Source organism: Cupriavidus sp. SK-4, assembly GCF_000611125.1.
Lineage (GTDB): Bacteria > Pseudomonadota > Gammaproteobacteria > Burkholderiales > Burkholderiaceae > Cupriavidus > Cupriavidus necator.
Window position 1 is genome coordinate 1 of the sequence record NZ_JFJW01000143.1, and the last position, 20104, is coordinate 20104.

Below are 20104 nucleotides of genomic sequence, written 5' to 3' on the forward strand. Positions count from 1 at the left end.
CGGGCGCGGCTTCCTGGGCCGGCGCAGGCTGCGGCGCGGCGGCAGGTGCCGGTGCCGCTACGGGCGGCGCATCCGGCGTCGCCGCCTGCACCACCGTCGCCGGCGAGAAGGTCTGGTTCGAAGGCTTGGCCCCGGCAGGGTCAAGCAGGAAAGTATAGGCGCGCGAGACCTTGCCGCTGGCCCAGCTCATGTCGACCAGGATGTCGACAAAGGGTTCGCTGATCGGCTGGTTGGAGCGGACCCGGGCCACATAGCTGCCGTTCGGGCGGCGCTCCACCTCCAGCCGCAGGCTGCTGACAGCCGGCAGGTAGGTCAGCCCGGCCGCGGCATACGCCGCTGGCGACGCCAGCTTGACACTGAGCCCGGCGGCTTCTTCGGCACTGACCCCACTGATGTCGATCTCAGCCTGCAGCGGCTGCCCCAGATTCGACTGAACCCGCAATTGCCCGAACCCCGCGGCATATGCGGCCGGCTGCGCAAGCAGCAGGCCCAGTGCCGTGACGGCCAGCGTTGACCAGCGCTGACGGGCAGTAGGCGCATCTTTCCGGCGATGTTGGCTCACACTCACCTTGTGCTCCGTTATGTTTTAGTAGCGATATGAATCGACAAACCGACCCCATAAACCAGGTCCGCCCGGCTGGCGGGACATTCTGAACGGCCCCTTTGCCAGCCCGCGCGCTGGCGCCGGCGGCTGCCGGCGCGAGGCGCATGCCGGCGTATTGTGACGCATCGCCCGGGGAAATAGGCGCCCGGATACAACAACGCCGCGCATGGGCGCGGCGTTGTCGGCAAAGCGATCCATTCTGTTGCCTGGCTGCAACGGACGCAACCAGGCAACAGGCGGGAGCACCGGATCAGGACTCGATCAGGATACGCAGCATGCGGCGCAGCGGCTCGGCCGCGCCCCACAGCAGCTGGTCGCCGACCGTGAAGGCAGATAGGTATTCGCCGCCCATCTGCATCTTGCGCAGGCGGCCGACCGGGATGGTCAGCGTGCCGGTCACGGCAGCGGGCGTCAGGTCGGTCATGCTGGCCTCACGCGTATTCGGCACCACCTTGGCCCACGGGTTGTGGGCGGCGAGCATGCCTTCGATCTCATCGAGCGGCACATCCTTGCGCAGCTTGATGGTCAGCGCCTGCGAGTGGCAGCGCATCGCGCCGATGCGCACGCACAGGCCGTCCACGGCGATCGGCGTGGCGCCGGTCGCGCCCAGGAAGCCCTCGCCGCGGCCCAGGATCTTGTTGGTCTCGGCGCCGCCCTTCCATTCTTCCTTGGACTGGCCGTTGCCCAGGTCCTTGTCGATCCAGGGGATCAGGTTGCCGGCCAGCGGCACGCCGAACTGCTTGGTTTCCTCGGCCGACAGGCCATGCTGGGTCGCCAGGATGGTGCGGTCGATTTCCAGGATGGCCGAGGCCGGGTTGTCCAGCAGCGGCTTGACCGAGGCGTTCAGCGTGCCGAACTGGGTCAGCAATTCGCGCATATGCTGCGCGCCGCCGCCCGATGCAGCCTGGTACGTCATCGAGGTCATCCACTCGATCAGGTCGGCCTCGAACAGGCCACCCAGGCCCATCAGCATGCAGCTGACCGTGCAGTTGCCGCCGATGAAATTCTTGACGCCCTTGGACAGCGCGTCCTTGATCACGCCCTGGTTGACCGGATCCAGCACGATGATGGCATCGTCCTTCATGCGCAGCGAGGACGCCGCGTCAATCCAGTAGCCCTTCCAGCCGGCCGCGCGCAGCTTGGGGAAAACCTCGTTGGTGTAGTCGCCGCCCTGGGCGGTCAGCACCACGTCGCACTTCTTCAGTGCCTCGATGTCGCTGGCATCCTTGAGCGTGGTTTCGTTCTTCGCCATGGCGGGCGCCTTGCCGCCGGCATTGGACGTGCTGAAGAAGACGGGCTCGATATGGTCGAAATCACGCTCTTCCTGCATGCGCTGCATCAGGACGCTGCCGACCATTCCCCGCCAACCGACGAGACCTACAATCATGATTTACCTCGGATGTGATTTTTACTTCCCCGCCATTTTCCTCGCCCGGCGTGGCTGCGCGGGGAAGACGGGCAGGCACGACGAACGGATCTAGGCGATCGCGGTTTTAATAATGGTTTTAATCGTCGTTGCGGTCTGGCCGAGCGAAATCGTGCCGACCGGGCCGCGGGTAGCGGTCAGGGCAGCAACAGCAGTCAGGGTGGACTGGGAAAATCGGGCCATCGGCAGAGTCTACACGATTTTGCGGCGCTGCCGCAGCGTGCAGATATGGGAAATAACGGGGACAAATCAGACAAAGGGGGCACTACTCGCGCAGTGCCCCCTTCCGGTGTGACTTACAGTGCCGCCAGCACCGCGTCACCCATCTCGCGGGTACCGACCTGCTTGCAACCCGGCGTCAGGATGTCGCCGGTGCGGTAGCCCTGGGCCAGCACCTTCTTGACGGCGTTCTCGATGCGGTCGGCCTGCTCGGCGCGGTTCAGCGAGTAGCGCAGCATCATCGCCGCCGACAGGATCGTCGCCAGCGGGTTGGCCACGCCCTTGCCGGCGATGTCGGGTGCAGAGCCGTGCGACGGCTCGTACAGGCCCTTGTTGTTGGCATCCAGCGACGCCGACGGCAGCATGCCGATCGAGCCGGTCAGCATGGCGGCCTCGTCCGACAGGATGTCGCCGAACATATTGCCGGTGACGATCACGTCGAAGCTCTTGGGCGCCTTGACCAGCTGCATGGCCGCGTTGTCCACGTACATGTGCGACAGCTCGACCTCCGGGTACTCCTTGTGCACCTCGATCACGATGTCCTTCCAGAACTGGAAGGTCTCGAGCACGTTGGCCTTGTCGACGCTGCACAGCTTCTTGCCGCGCTTGGCTGCGGCCTGGAACGCCACATGGGCGATGCGGCGGATCTCCGGCTCGCTGTAGCGCATGGTGTCGAAGCCTTCGCGCGCGCCCTTGAACAGGCCGTCCGGCGCTTCGCGCACGCCGCGCGGCTGGCCGAAGTAGATGTCGCCGTTCAGTTCGCGCACGATCAGGATGTCCAGGCCGGCCACCAGCTCGGGCTTCAGACTCGAGGCGCCGGTCAGTTCCGGATAGCAGATCGCCGGGCGGAAGTTGGCGAACAGCTGCAGGTGCTTGCGCAGGCCCAGGATGGCCTGCTCCGGACGCAGCGGACGATCCAGGCTGTCGTACTTCCAGTCGCCAACGGCGCCGAACAGGATGGCGTCGGCTTCCTTGGCCAGCTTCAGGGTGTTCTCCGGCAGCGGATGGCCTTCGGCCTCGTAGCCGGCGCCGCCCACCGGCGCGGTTTCCAGCTCGAACTTCTCGTCGAGCGCGTTCAGGACCTTGACGGCCTCCGCGATGATTTCGGGACCGATGCCGTCACCCGGCAGGACTGCGATCTTCATTGTTGTCTTTCCTCGTTGAGTCTTATCCGACCAGGCGGTTGTTCAGCCACGGCATCCTGGCCACGCGCTCGGCCTCATAGGCCTTGATCTTGTCGGCGTGGCGCAGGGTCAGGCCGATATCGTCGAAGCCGTTCAGCATGCAGTACTTGCGGAACGGGGCGATGTCGAACTCGTAGCCCTGGCCCGACGGCGTGATCACCACCTGCTTGTCCAGGTCGATGGTGAGCTGGTAGCCGTTGAAGGCATTGGTCTCGTTGAACAAGTGGTCGACCTGCTGCTCGGTCAGCGCCACCGGCAGCAAGCCGTTCTTGTAGCAGTTGTTGAAGAAGATATCGGCAAAGCTGGGCGCGATCACGGCGCGGAAGCCGTATTGCGTCAGCGCCCACGGCGCGTGCTCGCGCGAGCTGCCGCAGCCGAAGTTGCGGCGCGCCAGCAGGATCGACGCACCCTGGTAGCGCGGCTGGTTCAGCACGAAGTCCGGGTTCAGCGGACGCTTGCTGTTGTCCATGCCGGGCTCGCCGACGTCCTTGTAGCGCCACTCGTCGAACAGGTTGGGGCCGAAGCCGGTGCGCTTGATCGACTTCAGGAACTGCTTCGGGATGATGGCGTCGGTGTCGACGTTCTCGCGGTCGAGCGGGGCTACGAGGCCGCTATGTACAGTGAACTTGTCCATGTTCTCTTTCCTTGCTTCTTCAGCCCAGCTTGCGGATATCGACGAAATGGCCTTCGATGGCGGCGGCCGCTGCCATCGCCGGGCTCACCAGGTGGGTGCGCCCGCCCGCGCCCTGGCGGCCTTCGAAGTTGCGGTTCGAGGTCGAGGCGCAACGCTCGCCCGCATCGAGGCGGTCGGCATTCATGGCCAGGCACATCGAGCAGCCCGGCTCGCGCCATTCAAAGCCCGCGGCCTTGAAGATCTTGTCCAGGCCTTCTCGCTCGGCCTGCTCCTTGACCAGGCCCGAGCCCGGCACCACCATCGCCAGCTTCACGTTGCCGGCGACCTTGCGCCCCAGCTTCTGCACCACCCACGCGGCGGCGCGCATGTCTTCGATGCGGCTGTTGGTGCACGAGCCGATGAAGACCTTGTCGATATTGATGCTCTCGACCGGCACGTTGGGCTGCAGGCCCATGTATTCCAGCGCGCGCTCCATCGCGTTGCGCTTGTTCGGGTCCTTTTCCTTCTCGGGGTCCGGCACGCGGTCTTCGATGCTGACCACCATTTCCGGCGAGGTGCCCCAGGTCACCTGCGGACGGACGTCTTCGGCGCGCAGCTCGACCACCTGGTCGAACTTGGCCCCGGCATCCGAATGCAGCGTGCGCCAGTAGGCCACAGCCTGCTCCCACTCCACGCCCTGCGGCGCGTAGGGGCGGCCCTTCACGTATTCGAGCGTGACATCGTCCACCGCCACCAGGCCGGCGCGCGCACCGGCTTCGATAGCCATGTTGCAGACCGTCATGCGGCCTTCCATGGTCAGGTCGCGGATGGCCGAGCCGGCAAATTCGATGGTGTAGCCGGTGCCGCCCGCGGTGCCGATCTTGCCGATCACGGCCAGCACGATGTCCTTGGCGGTGCAGCCGCGCGGCAGCTTCCCTTCCACCTTGACCAGCATGTTCCTGGCCTTCTTGCCCAGCAGCGTCTGCGTGGCCAGCACGTGCTCCACTTCCGAGGTGCCGATGCCGTGCGCCAGCGCGCCGAACGCACCATGCGTGCTGGTATGCGAGTCGCCGCACACCACCGTCATGCCCGGCAGCGTGGCGCCCTGCTCCGGCCCGATCACGTGCACGATGCCCTGGCGGTGGTCGTTCATCTTGAACTGGGTGATGCCAAAGCTGTCGCAGTTCGCATCCAGCGTATCGACCTGGAGCTTCGACACCGGATCGGCAATGCCCTGGCTGCGGTCGGTGGTCGGCACGTTGTGGTCCGACACGGCCAGGTTGGCGCTGATGCGCCATACCGGACGCTCCGCCAGCTTCAGCCCTTCGAACGCCTGCGGGCTGGTCACTTCATGCAGCAGGTGGCGGTCGATATAGAGCAGCGTGGTGCCGTCTTCCTCGACGTGGACGGTGTGGTCATCCCAGAGTTTGTCGTAGAGCGTCTTGGCCATGATGCGATGGCGGGCCGGAGGACCGATCCTTTGCAGGAGTGGTCCGCGGTGACCGCGCAGTAGTTTGCAGGGGTTTTATTCGCTTCGGTCGCGGTGGCGAGCGGGTGGCGATAGCGATAATCGCGCCGGAAGCCGCCTGAAGCGAGCGTTATTTCAAGCGTTGCCGCAATGCTTGACTTGGCAATTGATTATGCCACAGGGGGTATGGCGGTCAGGCCCCTGCCCGGGCCGCGTGGGCGTGGGAATGTAATGTGATTGGCGAAAGGGGGATTTCGCGGATGGCGAAAAGGAAAAGGCCGCAGCCCCGCCAGGCGGGGCCGCGGCCTCTTGGGATCAGCCGCCCAGGTAGGCGGCCTTGATCCGGTCGTTGGCCAGCAGGTTGGCGCCGGTATCGGCCAGCACCACCTTGCCGGTTTCGAGCACATAGCCCCGGTCCGCGACCTGCAGTGCCTTGTTGGCGTTCTGCTCGACCAGGAACACAGTGACGCCTTCGTCACGAATGGTGCGGATGATGTCGAAGATCTGCGCGATGATCAGCGGCGCCAGCCCAAGCGTGGGCTCGTCCAGCAGCAGCAGGCGCGGCCGGCTCATCAGCGCGCGGCCGATCGCCAGCATCTGCTGCTCGCCGCCCGACATGGTGCCGGCGCGCTGGCTGGCGCGCTGGTTCAGGCGCGGGAACAGCTTGAACACGTGCTCGATGCCCGCCTCGATCTCGTCGCGCTTCGCGAAGAACGCGCCCATCTTCAGGTTCTCCAGCACCGTCAGGCTCGGGAACACGCGCCGGCCCTCGGGCGAGATCGCGAGCCCCAAGCGCATGATCTCGTGCGTGGACCGGTTGGTGACGTCCTGCCCTTCGAACGTCACGCGCCCGCTGGACGCGCGCGGCGTGCCGCACACGGTCATCATCAGCGTCGTCTTGCCGGCACCGTTGCTGCCGATCAGGGTGACGATCTCCCCCTTGTTGACTTCGATCGATACGCCCGACAGCGCCTCGACGGCGCCGTAGTGGGTATGGACCTGTTCCAGCTTCAGCATCAGTCCTCTCCCAGGTAGGCCTTGATCACGCGCGGGTCGTTGCGCACTTGCTCCGGCTTGCCAATCACGATCGGCTTGCCGTGCTCCATCACCAGGATGCGGTCGGACACGCCCATCACCAGGCTCATGTCGTGCTCGATCAGCAGCACGGCAATGCCGAACTCGCGCCGCAACTGGTCGATCAGCTGCTGCAGTTCGATCTTCTCCTGCGGGTTCAGGCCGGCCGCCGGCTCGTCCAGCATCAAGAGGCGCGGCTTGGTGATCATGCAGCGCGCGATTTCCAGCCGGCGCTGGTGGCCGTATGACAGCGTGCCCGCCTCGCGGTTGGCAACCTTGGTCAGCCCCATGCGTTCGAGCCAGACCGCGGCGCGCTCCAGCGCCTCGCGCTCGGCGCGGCGGTAGCCCGGCGTGGCAAAGAGGCCGCGCAGGATGCCCGCCTGCACTTGGCGGTGCTGCGCTACCAGCAGGTTTTCCACCACCGTCAGCGACTTGAACAGGCGGATGTTCTGGAACGTCCGCACCAGGCCCTTGCGCGCCACCTGGTGGCTGGGCAGGCCGGCAATGGCGTGGCCGTCCAGCGTGACCTCGCCTGCGGTGGGCTTGTAGAAGCCGCCCACGCAGTTGAACACCGTGGTCTTGCCGGCGCCATTGGGGCCGATGATGGCGAAGACCTCGTCGCTGCGCACATTGAAATCAATACCGTCCACGGCCAGTAGGCCGCCGAAGCGCATCTGCAGGCCGGAGACTTTCAGCAAATCCGCGCTCATTTCGGCAACTCCACGTGGGGACGGCTCGCGGGCAGCAGGCCCTGCGGACGCCACATCATCATCAGCACCATCACCAGGCCGAAGATCAGCATGCGATATTCGGCAAAGCCACGCGCCACCTCGGGCAGCACCGTCAGCAGGATCGCCGCCAGGATCACGCCCAGCTGCGAGCCCATGCCGCCCAGCACCACCACGGCCAGGATCAGCGCCGACTCGATGAAGGTGAACGATTCCGGATTGACCAGGCCCTGGCGCGCCGCGAAGAAAGCACCGCCGATGCCGGCGAACGAAGCCCCCAGCGTGAACGCCGACAGCTTGATGCGGGTCGGGTTCAGGCCCAGCGAGCGGCACGCGATCTCGTCGTCGCGCAGCGCTTCCCAGGCGCGGCCCATCGGCATGCGGATCAGGCGGCTGGTGACGAACAGCGTGAAGCCCACCAGCAGCAGCGCCAGCAGGTACAGGAAGATCACCATGTGCTGGCCGCTGTAGTCCCAGCCGAGCAGCTCATGGAAGGTCTTGGCGCCCTCCACGCTCGCGCTGCGCGCCATCTCGATGCCGAACACGGTCGGCTTCGGGATGCCGGACACCCCATCCGGGCCGCCGGTCAGGCTGGTCAGGTTATTGGCCAGCAGGCGGATGATTTCGCCGAAGCCAAGCGTCACGATGGCCAGGTAGTCGCCGCGCAAACGCAGCACCGGGAAACCCAGCAGGAAGCCGAAGGTGGCCGACATCGCCGCTGCGATCGGCAGGCATTCCCAGAAGCTCAGCCCGAAATACTGGTTGAGCAGCGCGTAGGTGTAGCCGCCGATGGCGTAGAAGCCGACATAGCCCAGGTCGAGCAGGCCGGCATAGCCCACCACGATATTCAGGCCCAGGCCCAGGATCACGTAGATCAGCGCCAGCGTGGCCACGTCGACCGCGCCGCGCGAGCCGAAGAACGGCCACACCAGCCCGACCGCGAGCAGCACCCACACCGACACGCGCTGCTGCCGGGCGCCCAGCTGCGGCACCGCCGGCAGGCGCACCGCGCTGCCGGCACGCGACAGCAGCGGCTTGAACAGCTGGAACAGGAACACCGCCGCCACGGCGATCCACACCGGCCGCCAGTGCGGCTCCAGCACGACCTTGTAGCCTTCCAGCTTGAGCTGCAGGCCCAGGATGGGAATGGTCAGGATGGCCGTCATCATGGCGGCCGTGATCGCATTCTTGAGCGATTGTCCCGGCGCGGCGCCGCGCGCGGCGGCTTTGCCCGCGGGCATCGCGGAAACGTTGTCAGTCATGTCTCGTCCTCCCTCACACCTTTTCGACATCAGGCTTGCCCAGCAGCCCGGTCGGACGGAACAGCAGCACCAGCACCAGCAGGCTGAACGCAACCACGTCCTTGTACTCGGCCGGCATATAGCCCGAGGCGAAGGTCTCCGCCAGGCCCAGCAGCACGCCGCCGAGCATCGCGCCCGGGATGCTGCCGATGCCGCCCAGCACCGCTGCGGTAAAGGCCTTGATGCCGGCGATAAAGCCGATAAAGGGATTGAGCTTGCCGATGGTCAGCCCGATCAGCACGCCGCCCACCGCCGCCAGCATCGCACCCAGCACGAAGGTGAAGGAAATCACCTTGTTGGTGTCGATGCCCAGCAGGTTGGCCATGCGCATGTCTTCGGCGCAGGCGCGGCAGGCACGGCCCATGCGCGAACGGACGATAAACAGCGTCAGCGCGATCATCAGCACCAGCGTCACGCCGACGATCAGCAGGCGAGAGTACGGCACCGTCACCGTGAAGTCACTGCCCATCTGGAACTCGATGGCGCCCGAGATCAGCACCGGCACGGACACGTCGCGCGCGCCCTGCCCGATCTGGACATAGTTCTGCAGGAAGATCGACATGCCGATGGCCGAGATCAGCGGCACCAGCCGCGGTCCACCGCGCAAGGGCCGGTATGCCACCCGCTCGACCGCATAGCCGTACACCCCGGTGACCAGCACCGAGACCAGCAACGCGGCGCCCAGCACCAGCGGCAGTGGGTAGCCTGCCTGGGCGCCGATCGCGGTGAGCGTGACCAGGCCGACATAGGCACCGATCATGTAAATCTCGCCGTGCGCGAAATTGATCATGCCGATGATGCCGTAGACCATTGTGTAGCCGATGGCGATCAGCGCATAGATCGCACCCAGCGTCAGGCCATTGACCAGCTGCTGGGTGAACTGTGGAAGGAATTCATTCATTGGGGAAGCCTCAGGAACTTGAAGCCCGATACCAGAACGCCCCGCCCGGGGTCCGGGCGGGGCGTGTGCGTGGAAATGCGCCGGCTTAGTTTGCGGCCGTCTTGCTGGCGTCCTTGTGCCAGGTGTAGACCACGAACTTGAAGGACTTCAGGTCGCCCTTGTCGTCGTACTCGACCTTGCCGATCGGGGTGGTGAAGGCGTTCTTGTGCATGTATGCCGCAACCTTGGTCGGGTCGGTGCTCTTGGCGCCGGCAATGGCGTCGCCGATGATCTTGACGGCGGCATAGGCCGGCATCTGGAACGGACCGTTGGCGTCACGCTTCTTGTCGGCAAAGGCCTTCACCAGCGCGGCGTTGGCCGGGTCGGCAGAGAAGTCGGCCGGCAGCGTCACCAGCATGCCTTCCGAGGACGGGCCGGCGATCGCCGTCACGTCCTTGTTGCCCACGCCCTCGGGGCCCATGAACGCGGCCTTCACGCCCTGCTCGCGCGCCTGGCGCAGCAGCAGGCCCATTTCCGGGTGGTAGCCGCCGAAGTAGACAAAGTCCACGCCCTGCGACTTGAGCTTGGTGATGACGGCGGAGTAGTCCGAATCGCCGGCGTTGATGCCTTCGAACACGGCCACCGGAATCTTGGCGGCTTCCAGGTCCTTCTTCACCGAGCTGGCGATGCCCTGGCCGTACGACTGCTTGTCGTGCAGCACCGCAACCTTCTTCGGCTTGACCTTGCCGATGATGTACTGGGCAGCGGCCGGGCCCTGCTGGTCGTCGCGGCCGATGGTGCGGAAGATGTACTTGCGCTTCTTGGTCTCGGTCAGCTGCGGCGCGGTGGCCGACGGCGTCACCATCACGATGCCTTCGTTCTCGTAGATGTCCGAAGCCGGGATGGTCGAACCCGAGCAGACGTGGCCGATCACGTACTTGATGTTCTGGCTGACGATCTTGTTGGCAACCGCCACGGCCTGCTTCGGCTCGCAGGCGTCGTCCATCATCACCACTTCGAACTTGTTGCCGCCGGCGCCGCCAGCCGCATTGATCTGTTCGATGGCGGTCAGCGCGCCGGCCTTGACCATGTCGCCATACTGCGCCACCGAGCCACTCATCGGGCCGGCAATGGCGATCTTCACGGTTTCGGCGTTGGCAGCGACGCCAAAGGTGGCCAGCATGGTGGCCAGCGAGATGGACGTAAGACGGGACAGCGTCATCAGGAGCTCCTCGATTTATGTTTGGGTCAACCGGGCAGAAACGGTGTGACCTGCGCAATCGAACAACACCCGCGGACTACGAATAAAGACGCCCGAGACGCGGAAGACGGGCCTGCAAGGGAGAGACAGCGTATGCGGGGCCCGGCATGTGTCAGTCCCGCTGGGGTATCGGGACCAAGGTTCGGAAAGACAACGTTTGATGCGTTCTCTATTGCGCAAGCGATTCGCCTGCCCCGCTTGCCGCACCGCATGCCGGAAGGGTGGCCCGGCTGCCGTCGGCAAAGCAGCCCGCATTATAGGGTCAAATTTCCTGCCACAGGCGAAAATCGCACAACAAATGCGGAACTGAATTGACAGACTGAGACACAATTCTCCGCAAATTGCCGTTCTCACCACTTATCCGGCAATATCCTGCTCCCTCCCCTGCTGCGACGCACAAGGCGCTCCGGCCCAGAAACACAAACGCCCCGGCGGGCCGGGGCGTTTGTGATTGCTGCATCGCGCAGCCGGATGGAAAGCCAGCGATCAGCGCTTGGCAACGTCCGGCACGTCGCGGGTAGCTGCGCCAACAAACAGCTGACGCGGACGACCGATCTTGTATTCCGGATCGGTAATCATCTCTTCCCACTGCGAGATCCAGCCCGGGGTACGAGCCAGCGCGAAGATGCAGGTGAACAGCGAGGTCGGGATGCCCAGCGCGCGCTGGACAATGCCCGAGTAGAAGTCGACGTTCGGGTACAGCTTGCGGCTGACGAAGTACTCGTCTTCCAGCGCGATCTTTTCCAGCTCCATGGCCAGCTTGAACAGCGGGTCGTTGTGCAGGCCCAACTCTTCCAGCACTTCATGGCAGGTTTCGCGCATCAGCTTTGCGCGCGGATCGTAGTTCTTGTACACGCGGTGGCCAAAGCCCATCAGGCGCACGCCCGAGTTCTTGTCCTTGACCTGCTTGATGAACTCGTTGATGTTGTCGACGCTGCCGATTTCTTCCAGCATCTTCAGCGCGGCTTCGTTGGCGCCGCCGTGGGCCGGGCCCCACAGGCAGGCCACGCCGGCGGCGATGGCTGCGAACGGGTTGGTGCCCGACGAACCGGCCAGGCGCACGGTCGAGGTCGAGGCGTTCTGCTCGTGGTCGGCGTGCAGGATGAAGATGCGGTCCAGCGCACGCTCCAGCACCGGATTGACGGTGTACGGGGCGCACGGCGTGCCGAACAGCATGCGCAGGAAGTTGCCCGAGTAGGACAGGTCGTTCTGCGGATAGATGTACGGCTGGCCGATGTTGTACTTGTACGCCATGGCGACCATGGTCGGCATCTTGGCGATCAGGCGGATGGCCGAGATCTCGCGCTGGTGCGGATCGTCGATGTCCATGGCGTCGTGGTAGAACGCGCTCATGGCACCCACCAGGCCGGTCAGCACGGCCATCGGATGGGCATCGCGGCGGAAACCGCGCATGAAGAACTGCAGCTGCTCATGAACCATGGTGTGGTTCATGACGTGGCCGGTGAATTCATCCTTCTGCTTGGCGTTGGGCAGCTCGCCCTTGAGCAGCAGGTAGCAGACTTCGAGGTGGTTGCACTTCTGCGCCAGCTGCTCGATCGGGTAGCCGCGGTACAGCAGCTCGCCCTTGTCACCGTCGATATAGGTGATCTTGGAATTGCACGAAGCCGTCGACATGAAACCGGGGTCGTAAGTGAACTTACCGGTCTGTCCGTACAGCTTGCGAATGTCGATTACATCCGGGCCAACGGTACCCGTGTAAATCGGCAGCTCAACGCTGGGGGAACCATCGGAGAACGATAGCGTGGCTTTCACATCGGACGGCGTCATGTCGGATCCTTCAAATGCTGTGAATAATAATGTTGACCAAAACTCAGACCGTACGCAGCAGGGTGATCACTCGCTGCATCGGGGGCGTGTCGAGCTCACCGTCCAGTTCCTTGCGCGCAAGGAGCAGGTCCATCAACTCGTTGTCGCTGAGTTCGAACAGCACGCTCAGCGAAGCCACGTCCTCGTCGGACAGGCTCTCCTCGTAACGGTTGAAAAAACGTTCGACGATGATGTCGTTCTCCAGAAGGCCGCGGCGGGCGCGCCAGCGCAGGCGGGCGCGCTTGTGCGGATCGGCCTGATGGGAGAAAGTGGTGGCAGGACTCTCAGTCATGGCTTCCTACTTCCGGCACGCCAACCCGATATAGCCGCTCGGGCTGACGTGCCGCTTACAACTACTGCAGACAGCCGCAGGATCAGACCGCGCGGCGGACCATCAGCTCCTTGATCTTGCCGATGGCCTTGGTCGGGTTCAGACCCTTCGGGCACACATCGACGCAGTTCATGATGCTGTGGCAACGGAACAGGCGGTACGGATCGTTCAGGTTGTCCAGACGCTCGTTGGTGGCCTGGTCGCGGCTGTCCGCGATGAAGCGGTAAGCCTGCAGCAGGCCGGCGGGGCCGACGAACTTGTCCGGGTTCCACCAGAACGACGGGCACGACGTCGAGCAGCTGGCGCAGAGAATGCACTCATACAGGCCGTCCAGCTCGTCACGCTCTTCCGGCGACTGCAGGCGCTCTTTCTCGGGCGGCGGCTCGTCGTTGATCAGGAACGGCTTGATCGAGTTGTACTGCTTGAAGAAGTTCGTCATGTCGACGATCAGGTCGCGCACCACCGGCAGGCCGGGCAGCGGACGCAGCACGATGCGGTCCGGCAGCTCGCGCATATTGGTCAGGCAGGCCAGGCCGTTCTTGCCGTTGATGTTCATCGCGTCCGAGCCGCACACGCCTTCGCGGCACGAACGGCGGAACGAGATGGTCTCGTCCAGCTTCTTCAGCTTGACCAGCGCGTCCAGCAGCATGCGCTCGTGACCGTCCAGCTCGACCTCGTAGGTCTGCATGCGCGGTGCCGCATCCTTGTCCGGATCGTAGCGGTAGACTTCGAAAATACGCTTCATTTCTGTGGGTCCTGTTGTCTCTACGATGCGGTGCTCAGAAGGTACGGGCCTTCGGCGGCACGCTTTCCACCGTCAGCGGTTCCATCTTCACCGGCTTGTAGTCGAGGCGGTTGCCTTCGCTGTAGAACAGCGTGTGCTTGAGCCAGTTCTGGTCGTCGCGGTTCGGGAAGTCGCTGTGCGCGTGGGCACCGCGCGATTCCTTGCGGGCCGCCGCCGAGATCATGGTGGCCTTGGCCACTTCCACCAGGTTGGCCACTTCCAGGGCTTCCACCAGCGCGGTGTTGAAGACCTTGGACTTGTCCTTCAGGTGGATGTTGTTGGCGCGCTCGGAGACTTCCAGGATGCGCTCGACGCCTTCGTCCATCAGCTTCTGGGTACGGAACACGCCGGCATGCGACTGCATGTTCTTGCGGATGTCGTTGGCGACGTCCTGCGTGTATTCGCCCGACGACGTTGCCTGCAGCTTGGCCAGGCGCGACATCGCGAGGTCGGCGGCATCGGCCGGCAGCGGCTTGTGTTCCTTCTGCTTCAGGTTCTGCGCGATGATGTGGTTGCCGGCGGCACGGCCGAACACCACCAGGTCGAGCAGCGAGTTGGTGCCCAGGCGGTTGGCGCCGTGCACCGACACGCACGAGCATTCGCCGATCGCGTAGAAACCGTTCAGGACTTCGTTCGGGTTGCCGTTCTTCGGCACCACGACCTGGCCGTGATAGTTGGTCGGGATACCGCCCATCTGGTAGTGGATGGTCGGGACCACCGGGATCGGTTCCTTGATCGCGTCGACGTTGGCGAACTTCATGCCGATTTCGCGGATCGACGGCAGGCGCTTCATGATGGTCTCGGCGCCGACGTGGGTCAGGTCGAGCAGCACGTAGTCGCCGTTCGGGCCGCAGCCGCGGCCTTCCTTGATTTCCTGGTCCATCGAGCGCGAGACGAAGTCACGCGGCGCCAGGTCCTTCAGCGTCGGGGCATAGCGCTCCATGAAGCGCTCGCCGTCCTTGTTGCGCAGGATACCGCCTTCGCCGCGCACGCCTTCGGTGATCAGCACGCCCGCGCCGGCCACGCCGGTCGGGTGGAACTGCCAGAACTCCATGTCTTCCAGCGGCACGCCTGCGCGCGCTGCCATGCCCAGGCCGTCACCGGTGTTGATGAAGGCATTGGTGGAAGCGGCATAGATACGGCCGGCACCGCCGGTCGCGAACAGCGTGGTCTTGGCTTCGAGGATGTAGACCTCGCCGGTTTCCATTTCCAGCGCGGTCACGCCCAGCACGTCGCCGTCCTGGTCGCGGATCAGGTCCAGCGCCATCCACTCGACGAAGAAGTGGGTCTTGGCGCGCACATTGCGCTGGTACAGCGTGTGCAGCAGCGCGTGGCCGGTACGGTCAGCGGCGGCGCAGGCGCGCTGCACCGGCTTTTCACCGTAGTTGGCGGTGTGGCCGCCGAACGGACGCTGGTAGATGGTGCCGTCGGGGTTGCGGTCGAACGGCATGCCGAAGTGTTCGAGCTCGTACACGACCTTCGGGGCTTCACGGCACATGAACTCGATCGCGTCCTGGTCACCCAGCCAGTCCGAGCCCTTGATGGTGTCGTAGAAGTGGTAGTGCCAGTTGTCTTCGCTCATGTTCCCCAGCGAAGCGCCGATGCCGCCCTGTGCCGCCACCGTGTGCGAGCGCGTCGGGAACACCTTGGACAGCACGGCCACATTCAGGCCGGCTTCCGCGAGCTGGAGGGATGCGCGCATCCCGGCGCCGCCAGCACCGACGATGACCACGTCGAAACGGCGACGCGGCAATCCAGTCTTGACTGCGACCATTTATTACACCCTCCAGAGAATCTGAGCAGCGTAGCCCGCGCAACCGACGAGCCACAGAATCGTAAGAACTTGCAGCACGAGGCGCACGGCCATCGGACGCACATAGTCCATCCAGATGTCGCGCACGCCGATCCAGGCGTGATACAGCAGCGACAGGATGGTCAGGAACGTGATGATCTTCATCCACTGGTTGGAGAAGAGCCCTGCCCACGCCTCATACGAAGCGCCGTTCGACAGCAGGAAGGCAATGGCCAGGACCACGGTGAAGACCACCATGATCACGGCCGTGACGCGCTGCGCCAGCCAGTCTTTCAGGCCGTAGTGCGCACCGACGACAAGACGCTTGGGACCGATATTATTGTTTGCCACCTTGATTCTCCTCAGAACAGGCCGAACAGCTTCAGGCCGAAAATCAGGGTAAGCAGCAGGCTCACAACCAGCACGCCAATGGCAGACTTGGCCGAGGCCGGCTTGGAAACGCCGACGTGCACGTCCAGCAGCAGGAAACGGATACCCGCGCAGAAGTGATGCAGATAACCCCAGATCAAGGCCAGCAGAACCAGCTTGACGAAGCCGCCGGACAGAAGCGCCGAGAACTTTGCGAAGCTCAGTTCCGAAGTAATGCTCTGCTCAAACAGATACAGGACGAAGGGAAGGAGGAGGAACATCAGCGCACCGCTCACGCGATGCAGGATGGATACCTTGCCGGCCCAGGGCAACCGGTAGCGCGCAATCTGCGCGATACCGATATTCCGGTACTCCGGCCTGGCTTGTTTGACGGCTTCAGCCATGCGAGACCCCATTTTGCGGTAAACAAAAAACGAAACTGCCATTGCCCTGCATGCAACGGGATGCATTAGGGCAAATCCATGAGATTTTAGCGCCTTTGTTGCGCGCTGCACCAATAATTTTCAGCTATCAGGCACGAACACGTGGCGCCCGACAATCGCACACTAATCACATCCGGCGGGCAATCCAGCGCAACATTCAGCCGCGCCGCGCAACAGCCCGCACCGTCATGACGAAAGCCACAATAATCAACGCCAGCGGGCGCATCATGCCATGCGCCGGCGTCAGCTCAGGTCGTTCTGGTAATAGTGCCGCGTAGTCACGTACAGGCCGCGGCGCACTTCGACGGGGCGGTCGCCGTAGGTGTACGACACCCGCTCGACTGACAGCAGCGGCGAGCCAACCGGGACAGACAGCAGCTCGGCCGCCGTTTCATCGGCGGGAACGGCGCGGATCTTCTCCGAGGCGCGGATCATGCGCGTGCCGAACTCGGCCTCGAACAATGCATACATGGGGCCCTTCCACTCCGTCAGCTTTTCAGCGGTGAGGCCCTTGAAGTTGGCGCCGAGCAGCCAGATTTCGTCCAGCACGGTCGACTCGCCCGAGAAATTCAGCACGCGGCGGATCTGCACCACGCTGTCGCCGGTGCGGATATCGAGCAGCCGGGCAATTTCGGCGGGGGCGCGCAGGCGCTTGCATTCCAGCACGCGGCTGGCGCCATAATGGGGTTCGCCTTCGTCCGGGACGAGGCGCAGGAAGCGGAACTTGACCACGTCTTCATGGTGCGTGGTCACGAAAGTGCCCTTGCCCTGCCGGCGCGCCACCAGGTTCTCGGCGGCAAGTTCGTCGATGGCCTTGCGCACCGTGCCCTGGCTGACCTTGTAGCGGGAGGCCAGCTCCATTTCGCTGGGGATCATCTCGCCGGGCTTCCATTCGCCGGATTGCAGGCTGCGCGTGATCAGCGCCTTGATCTGCTGGTAGAGCGGGCTGAAGGTGGGCGACGGCACGGACTGCAGACCAGAGGCGGGGCCAGATTGCGGGGCCGCCTGCGGCACAGGCGCGGGCGGCGAAGAAGGCGGCTGCGCCCCGGCGCCAGGCGTGGCAGCGCCAGATTCCGGCGCGCCGGGTGCGGCTGCGCCAGTCAGGGACGTAGGCAGGGAGGACATAGCGGGATTTCACCACAAAAGGGCAAGATACGTCCAGCCTTACCTTAATTGTCTTATGTCTTATATAAGACATATGAATTGACATCACGGGGGGCCCGGCCTACACTCGCGCTGGTCCACGCCCGCGATGGCCCCTCCCAGGCCCGCCAGCAGCAGCCAGGATACCGGAATGTATCGGCCCGGCAGATTCCCGGCAGCGCTCCGGTCTGGAAATGGCGCCACGCTTCGCAGTAGACTAACGCTTTGTTGCATCACCATGACCCGTTGTGGCTCTCCCTCACCGGTTCCGCCCCGTGGCCCCGCCACCTGGTTCCGGCGGACGGCCGCTCCCCGCTGTGGCGACAACCAGCACCCGGTGACCCGCCGCGCCCCTTGTTACGGCAACGGCATGCCACCGACCGGCTTCCCCCCTTCTATCGTTTGGAGATTTACTCATGGCTAAAGCCCCAATGCGCGTCGCAGTGACCGGCGCCGCTGGCCAGATCGGCTATTCCCTGCTGTTCCGCATCGCCAATGGCGACATGCTGGGCAAAGACCAGCCGGTCATCCTCCAACTGCTCGACCTCCCGCAAGCCCAGCAAGCCGTCAAGGGCGTGGTGATGGAGCTGGAAGACTGCGCGTTCCCGCTGCTGGCCGGCGTGGTCATCACCGATGACCCCAAGGTTGCCTTCAAGGACGCCGACGTGGCCCTGCTGGTTGGCGCCCGTCCGCGCAGCAAGGGCATGGAGCGCAAGGACCTGCTCGAAGCCAACGCCCAGATCTTCACGGTGCAGGGCAAGGCGCTGGACGAAGTCGCCAGCCGCAACGTCAAGGTGCTGGTGGTCGGCAACCCGGCCAACACCAACGCCTACATCGCCATGAAGTCGGCCCCGAGCCTGCCGCGCGAGAACTTCACCGCGATGCTGCGCCTGGACCACAACCGTGCCCTGTCGCAAATCGCCGCCAAGACCGGCAAGCCGGTGTCGTCGATCGAGAAGCTGTTCGTGTGGGGCAACCACAGCCCGACCATGTACGCCGACTACCGCTATGCCACCGTCGACGGCAAGAGCGTCAAGGACCTGATCAACGACCCGGTGTGGAACAACGACGTGTTCCTGCCGACCGTCGGCAAGCGCGGCGCCGCCATCATCGAAGCGCGTGGCCTGTCGTCGGCTGCTTCGGCTGCCAACGCCGCCATCGACCACGTGCGCGACTGGGTGCTGGGCACCAACGGCAAGGTCGTCACCATGGGCATCCCGTCGAACGGTGAATACGGCATCCCGGCCGACACCATGTTCGGCTACCCGGTGACCACCGCCAACGGCAAGTACGAAATCGTCAAGGGTCTGGAGATCGACGCCTACAGCCAGGAAAAGATCAACATCACCCTGAACGAACTGGAAGAAGAAAAGGCCGGCGTGCAGCACCTGCTGGGCTGATCCTCCGATCGCTCGAGGAAAGACCGGGGTTCCGCAACGATTCACGAATCAGCGCGGACCCCGGTTTTTTCATATTCAGGGGCTACCATGGCCCCTGCTCTCCCCCGTCAACCCAAACCGATCCGAATCAACGTGCATCCTTCCGAGGTCTTGTTCCAGGGCGAAGCCATCCCGGTCCAGTTGCCGGTGTGTGACCACTACGCGGGCAGCGAAAAGCTGATGCGCAAATCGCTCGCCCTGCAACAAGAGCTTGGCCCCGTCTTCGACATCACCTTCGACTGCGAGGACGGCGCCGCCGTCGGCCATGAGCGCGAGCATGCCGAGCTGTGCGCGCAACTGGTCAACAGCCCGCTCAATGCCCACAACCGCGTCGGCGTGCGCATCCATGACCCGGCCCACCCGAGCTGGCGCGAGGACGTCGACGTGCTGGTGCGCGCCGCCGGCGCGCGCCTGGCCTATGTGGTGGTGCCCAAGGTCACCGACGTGGTCGAGGTCGCGCGCGTGACCGATCACGTCAACCAGGTGGCACGCAACGCCGGCATCGCCCGGCATATCCCGATCCATGTGCTGGTCGAGACCCACGCCGCGCTGGAACAGGCCTTCGATATTGCCGCGCTGGTGCAGGTGGAATGCCTGAGCTTCGGCCTGATGGACTTTGTCTCGGCCCACCATGGCGCCATCCCGGGCGAAGCCATGCGCTCGCCGCAGCAGTTCGAACACCCGCTGATCCGCCGCGCCATGCTGGAGATCTCCGCCGCCTGCCACCGCCACGGCAAGGTGCCGTCGCACAACGTCAGCACCGATGTGCAGGCGCCGCAGCGTGCCGGCGACGATGCGCTGCGCGCGCGCAGCGAGTTCGGCTACCTGCGCAAGTGGAGCATCCATCCGGGCCAGATCGCACCGATCGTGGCGGCGTTCCGCCCGGGTGCCGAAGAAATCGGCGCGGCCAGCCAGATCCTGCTGGCGGCGCACGAGAACAACTGGGCCCCGATTCGCCACGACGGCCAGTTGCACGACCGCGCCAGCTACCGCTACTACTGGTCGCTGCTGCAGCGCGCGCAGGCCACCGGCACGCCGCTGCCGGCCAACGTGGAAGCGCTGTTCTTCGCCTGAAGCCGATACCCATACCAAAAAACAAACAGGGCAGCGCCCAAGGAGACATGGATGTCCGCCTCGAAGTCCGCCGCACCCGACGCCACGGCCAGCGAGCCGGCCGCACCCCGGGTCAAGAAATCCGTCGCCCTGTCGGGCGTGACC

Annotated in this window: 20 protein-coding genes; 2 read left to right on the forward strand and 18 right to left on the reverse strand. The window is 64.5% G+C overall.

Annotated elements, in window-relative coordinates; all coding sequences use genetic code 11:
• From CF68_RS28455 to CF68_RS28535, 18 genes are all read right to left on the reverse strand, one after another.
• Positions 1–568 (reverse strand): FimV family protein (locus CF68_RS28455; protein WP_369798917.1); only part of this gene is annotated, 568 nt, incomplete at its 3' end.
• 286 nt (positions 569–854) lie between these two features.
• Positions 855–1991, reverse strand: coding sequence for an aspartate-semialdehyde dehydrogenase (gene asd / locus CF68_RS28460; RefSeq protein WP_035825551.1), 1137 nt, complete (start codon positions 1989–1991; stop codon positions 855–857).
• A 90-nt stretch (positions 1992–2081) separates the two neighbouring features.
• Positions 2082–2213 carry a hypothetical protein gene (locus tag CF68_RS39020; protein ID WP_013957414.1) on the reverse strand — a complete coding sequence of 44 codons (132 nt, stop codon included), beginning with the start codon at positions 2211–2213 and terminating at the stop codon, positions 2082–2084.
• 113 nt (positions 2214–2326) lie between these two features.
• The gene (leuB, locus tag CF68_RS28465; protein WP_035825554.1) at positions 2327–3394 is read right to left on the reverse strand and encodes a 3-isopropylmalate dehydrogenase; all 1068 of its coding nucleotides are present in this window, start codon (positions 3392–3394) and stop codon (positions 2327–2329) included.
• Positions 3395–3416: 22 nt separating this feature from the next.
• Entirely contained in the window at positions 3417–4067 is a 651-nt protein-coding gene (leuD, locus tag CF68_RS28470; RefSeq protein ID WP_035825557.1) for a 3-isopropylmalate dehydratase small subunit, read from the reverse strand.
• Between the two features lie 19 nt (positions 4068–4086).
• Complete coding sequence (gene leuC, locus CF68_RS28475) at positions 4087–5496, reverse strand: 3-isopropylmalate dehydratase large subunit (protein ID WP_035825559.1); 1410 nt, start codon at positions 5494–5496, stop codon at positions 4087–4089.
• Between the two features lie 333 nt (positions 5497–5829).
• Positions 5830–6531 (reverse strand): ABC transporter ATP-binding protein, encoded by a 702-nt coding sequence (locus CF68_RS28480; protein ID WP_035825561.1) that lies wholly within the window; start codon positions 6529–6531, stop codon positions 5830–5832.
• Positions 6531–7298: a high-affinity branched-chain amino acid ABC transporter ATP-binding protein LivG gene (gene livG, locus CF68_RS28485; RefSeq protein WP_035825563.1), complete on the reverse strand. Its 768-nt coding sequence runs from the start codon at positions 7296–7298 to the stop codon at positions 6531–6533. The genes CF68_RS28480 and livG overlap by 1 nt, the downstream gene beginning before the upstream one ends.
• Positions 7295–8578 (reverse strand): high-affinity branched-chain amino acid ABC transporter permease LivM, encoded by a 1284-nt coding sequence (locus CF68_RS28490; protein ID WP_035825566.1) that lies wholly within the window; start codon positions 8576–8578, stop codon positions 7295–7297. Before CF68_RS28490 ends, livG begins: the two co-directional genes overlap by 4 nt.
• A 13-nt stretch (positions 8579–8591) precedes the next feature.
• Positions 8592–9518, reverse strand: coding sequence for a high-affinity branched-chain amino acid ABC transporter permease LivH (gene livH, locus CF68_RS28495; protein ID WP_035825568.1), 927 nt, complete (start codon positions 9516–9518; stop codon positions 8592–8594).
• 85 nt (positions 9519–9603) lie between these two features.
• Positions 9604–10719, reverse strand: a complete 1116-nt coding sequence (locus CF68_RS28500) for a branched-chain amino acid ABC transporter substrate-binding protein (RefSeq protein ID WP_035825571.1) — start codon at positions 10717–10719, stop codon at positions 9604–9606.
• A gap of 525 nt (positions 10720–11244) precedes the next feature.
• A complete protein-coding gene (gene gltA / locus CF68_RS28505; protein ID WP_013957422.1) occupies positions 11245–12546 on the reverse strand; it encodes a citrate synthase in 1302 nt (433 codons plus the stop codon).
• Between the two features lie 43 nt (positions 12547–12589).
• Positions 12590–12877, reverse strand: a complete 288-nt coding sequence (locus CF68_RS28510; protein WP_013957423.1) for a succinate dehydrogenase assembly factor 2 — start codon at positions 12875–12877, stop codon at positions 12590–12592.
• Between the two features lie 82 nt (positions 12878–12959).
• Positions 12960–13661, reverse strand: a complete 702-nt coding sequence (locus CF68_RS28515; RefSeq protein WP_010814619.1) for a succinate dehydrogenase iron-sulfur subunit — start codon at positions 13659–13661, stop codon at positions 12960–12962.
• A 34-nt stretch (positions 13662–13695) separates the two neighbouring features.
• Positions 13696–15474 (reverse strand): succinate dehydrogenase flavoprotein subunit, encoded by a 1779-nt coding sequence (gene sdhA, locus CF68_RS28520; RefSeq protein ID WP_035825572.1) that lies wholly within the window; start codon positions 15472–15474, stop codon positions 13696–13698.
• Between the two features lie 3 nt (positions 15475–15477).
• Positions 15478–15843: a succinate dehydrogenase, hydrophobic membrane anchor protein gene (gene sdhD / locus CF68_RS28525; protein ID WP_010814617.1), complete on the reverse strand. Its 366-nt coding sequence runs from the start codon at positions 15841–15843 to the stop codon at positions 15478–15480.
• An 11-nt stretch (positions 15844–15854) separates the two neighbouring features.
• Positions 15855–16265 carry a succinate dehydrogenase, cytochrome b556 subunit gene (gene sdhC, locus CF68_RS28530; protein ID WP_035825573.1) on the reverse strand — a complete coding sequence of 137 codons (411 nt, stop codon included), beginning with the start codon at positions 16263–16265 and terminating at the stop codon, positions 15855–15857.
• A gap of 282 nt (positions 16266–16547) precedes the next feature.
• Entirely contained in the window at positions 16548–17429 is an 882-nt protein-coding gene (locus CF68_RS28535; RefSeq protein WP_011615746.1) for a GntR family transcriptional regulator, read from the reverse strand.
• Between the two features lie 434 nt (positions 17430–17863).
• Here CF68_RS28535 and CF68_RS28540 point away from each other — a divergent pair, with 434 nt between their 5' ends.
• Both CF68_RS28540 and CF68_RS28545 read left to right on the forward strand, forming a co-directional pair.
• Positions 17864–18847 carry a malate dehydrogenase gene (locus CF68_RS28540; protein WP_035825575.1) on the forward strand — a complete coding sequence of 328 codons (984 nt, stop codon included), beginning with the start codon at positions 17864–17866 and terminating at the stop codon, positions 18845–18847.
• Positions 18848–18979: 132 nt separating this feature from the next.
• A complete protein-coding gene (locus CF68_RS28545) occupies positions 18980–19960 on the forward strand; it encodes a CoA ester lyase (protein WP_026200456.1) in 981 nt (326 codons plus the stop codon).
• Positions 19961–20104: the final 144 nt, after the last annotated feature.

Bases quoted from the DNA above. Each gene is read 5' to 3' on its own strand.
- CF68_RS28515 (WP_010814619.1), bottom strand. From the start codon at position 13,661: ATGAAGCGTATTTTCGAAGTCTACCGCTACGATCCGGACAAGGATGCG.
- CF68_RS28540 (WP_035825575.1), top strand. From the start codon at position 17,864: ATGGCTAAAGCCCCAATGCGCGTCGCAGTGACCGGCGCCGCTGGCCAG.
- CF68_RS28480 (WP_035825561.1), bottom strand. From the start codon at position 6,531: ATGCTGAAGCTGGAACAGGTCCATACCCACTACGGCGCCGTCGAGGCG.
- sdhC (WP_035825573.1), bottom strand. From the start codon at position 16,265: ATGGCTGAAGCCGTCAAACAAGCCAGGCCGGAGTACCGGAATATCGGT.
- CF68_RS28490 (WP_035825566.1), bottom strand. From the start codon at position 8,578: ATGACTGACAACGTTTCCGCGATGCCCGCGGGCAAAGCCGCCGCGCGC.
- leuB (WP_035825554.1), bottom strand. From the start codon at position 3,394: ATGAAGATCGCAGTCCTGCCGGGTGACGGCATCGGTCCCGAAATCATC.
- leuD (WP_035825557.1), bottom strand. From the start codon at position 4,067: ATGGACAAGTTCACTGTACATAGCGGCCTCGTAGCCCCGCTCGACCGC.
- asd (WP_035825551.1), bottom strand. From the start codon at position 1,991: ATGATTGTAGGTCTCGTCGGTTGGCGGGGAATGGTCGGCAGCGTCCTG.
- CF68_RS39020 (WP_013957414.1), bottom strand. From the start codon at position 2,213: ATGGCCCGATTTTCCCAGTCCACCCTGACTGCTGTTGCTGCCCTGACC.
- CF68_RS28535 (WP_011615746.1), bottom strand. From the start codon at position 17,429: ATGTCCTCCCTGCCTACGTCCCTGACTGGCGCAGCCGCACCCGGCGCG.
- CF68_RS28500 (WP_035825571.1), bottom strand. From the start codon at position 10,719: ATGACGCTGTCCCGTCTTACGTCCATCTCGCTGGCCACCATGCTGGCC.
- sdhA (WP_035825572.1), bottom strand. From the start codon at position 15,474: ATGGTCGCAGTCAAGACTGGATTGCCGCGTCGCCGTTTCGACGTGGTC.
- livG (WP_035825563.1), bottom strand. From the start codon at position 7,298: ATGAGCGCGGATTTGCTGAAAGTCTCCGGCCTGCAGATGCGCTTCGGC.
- CF68_RS28510 (WP_013957423.1), bottom strand. From the start codon at position 12,877: ATGACTGAGAGTCCTGCCACCACTTTCTCCCATCAGGCCGATCCGCAC.
- leuC (WP_035825559.1), bottom strand. From the start codon at position 5,496: ATGGCCAAGACGCTCTACGACAAACTCTGGGATGACCACACCGTCCAC.
- livH (WP_035825568.1), bottom strand. From the start codon at position 9,518: ATGAATGAATTCCTTCCACAGTTCACCCAGCAGCTGGTCAATGGCCTG.
- gltA (WP_013957422.1), bottom strand. From the start codon at position 12,546: ATGACGCCGTCCGATGTGAAAGCCACGCTATCGTTCTCCGATGGTTCC.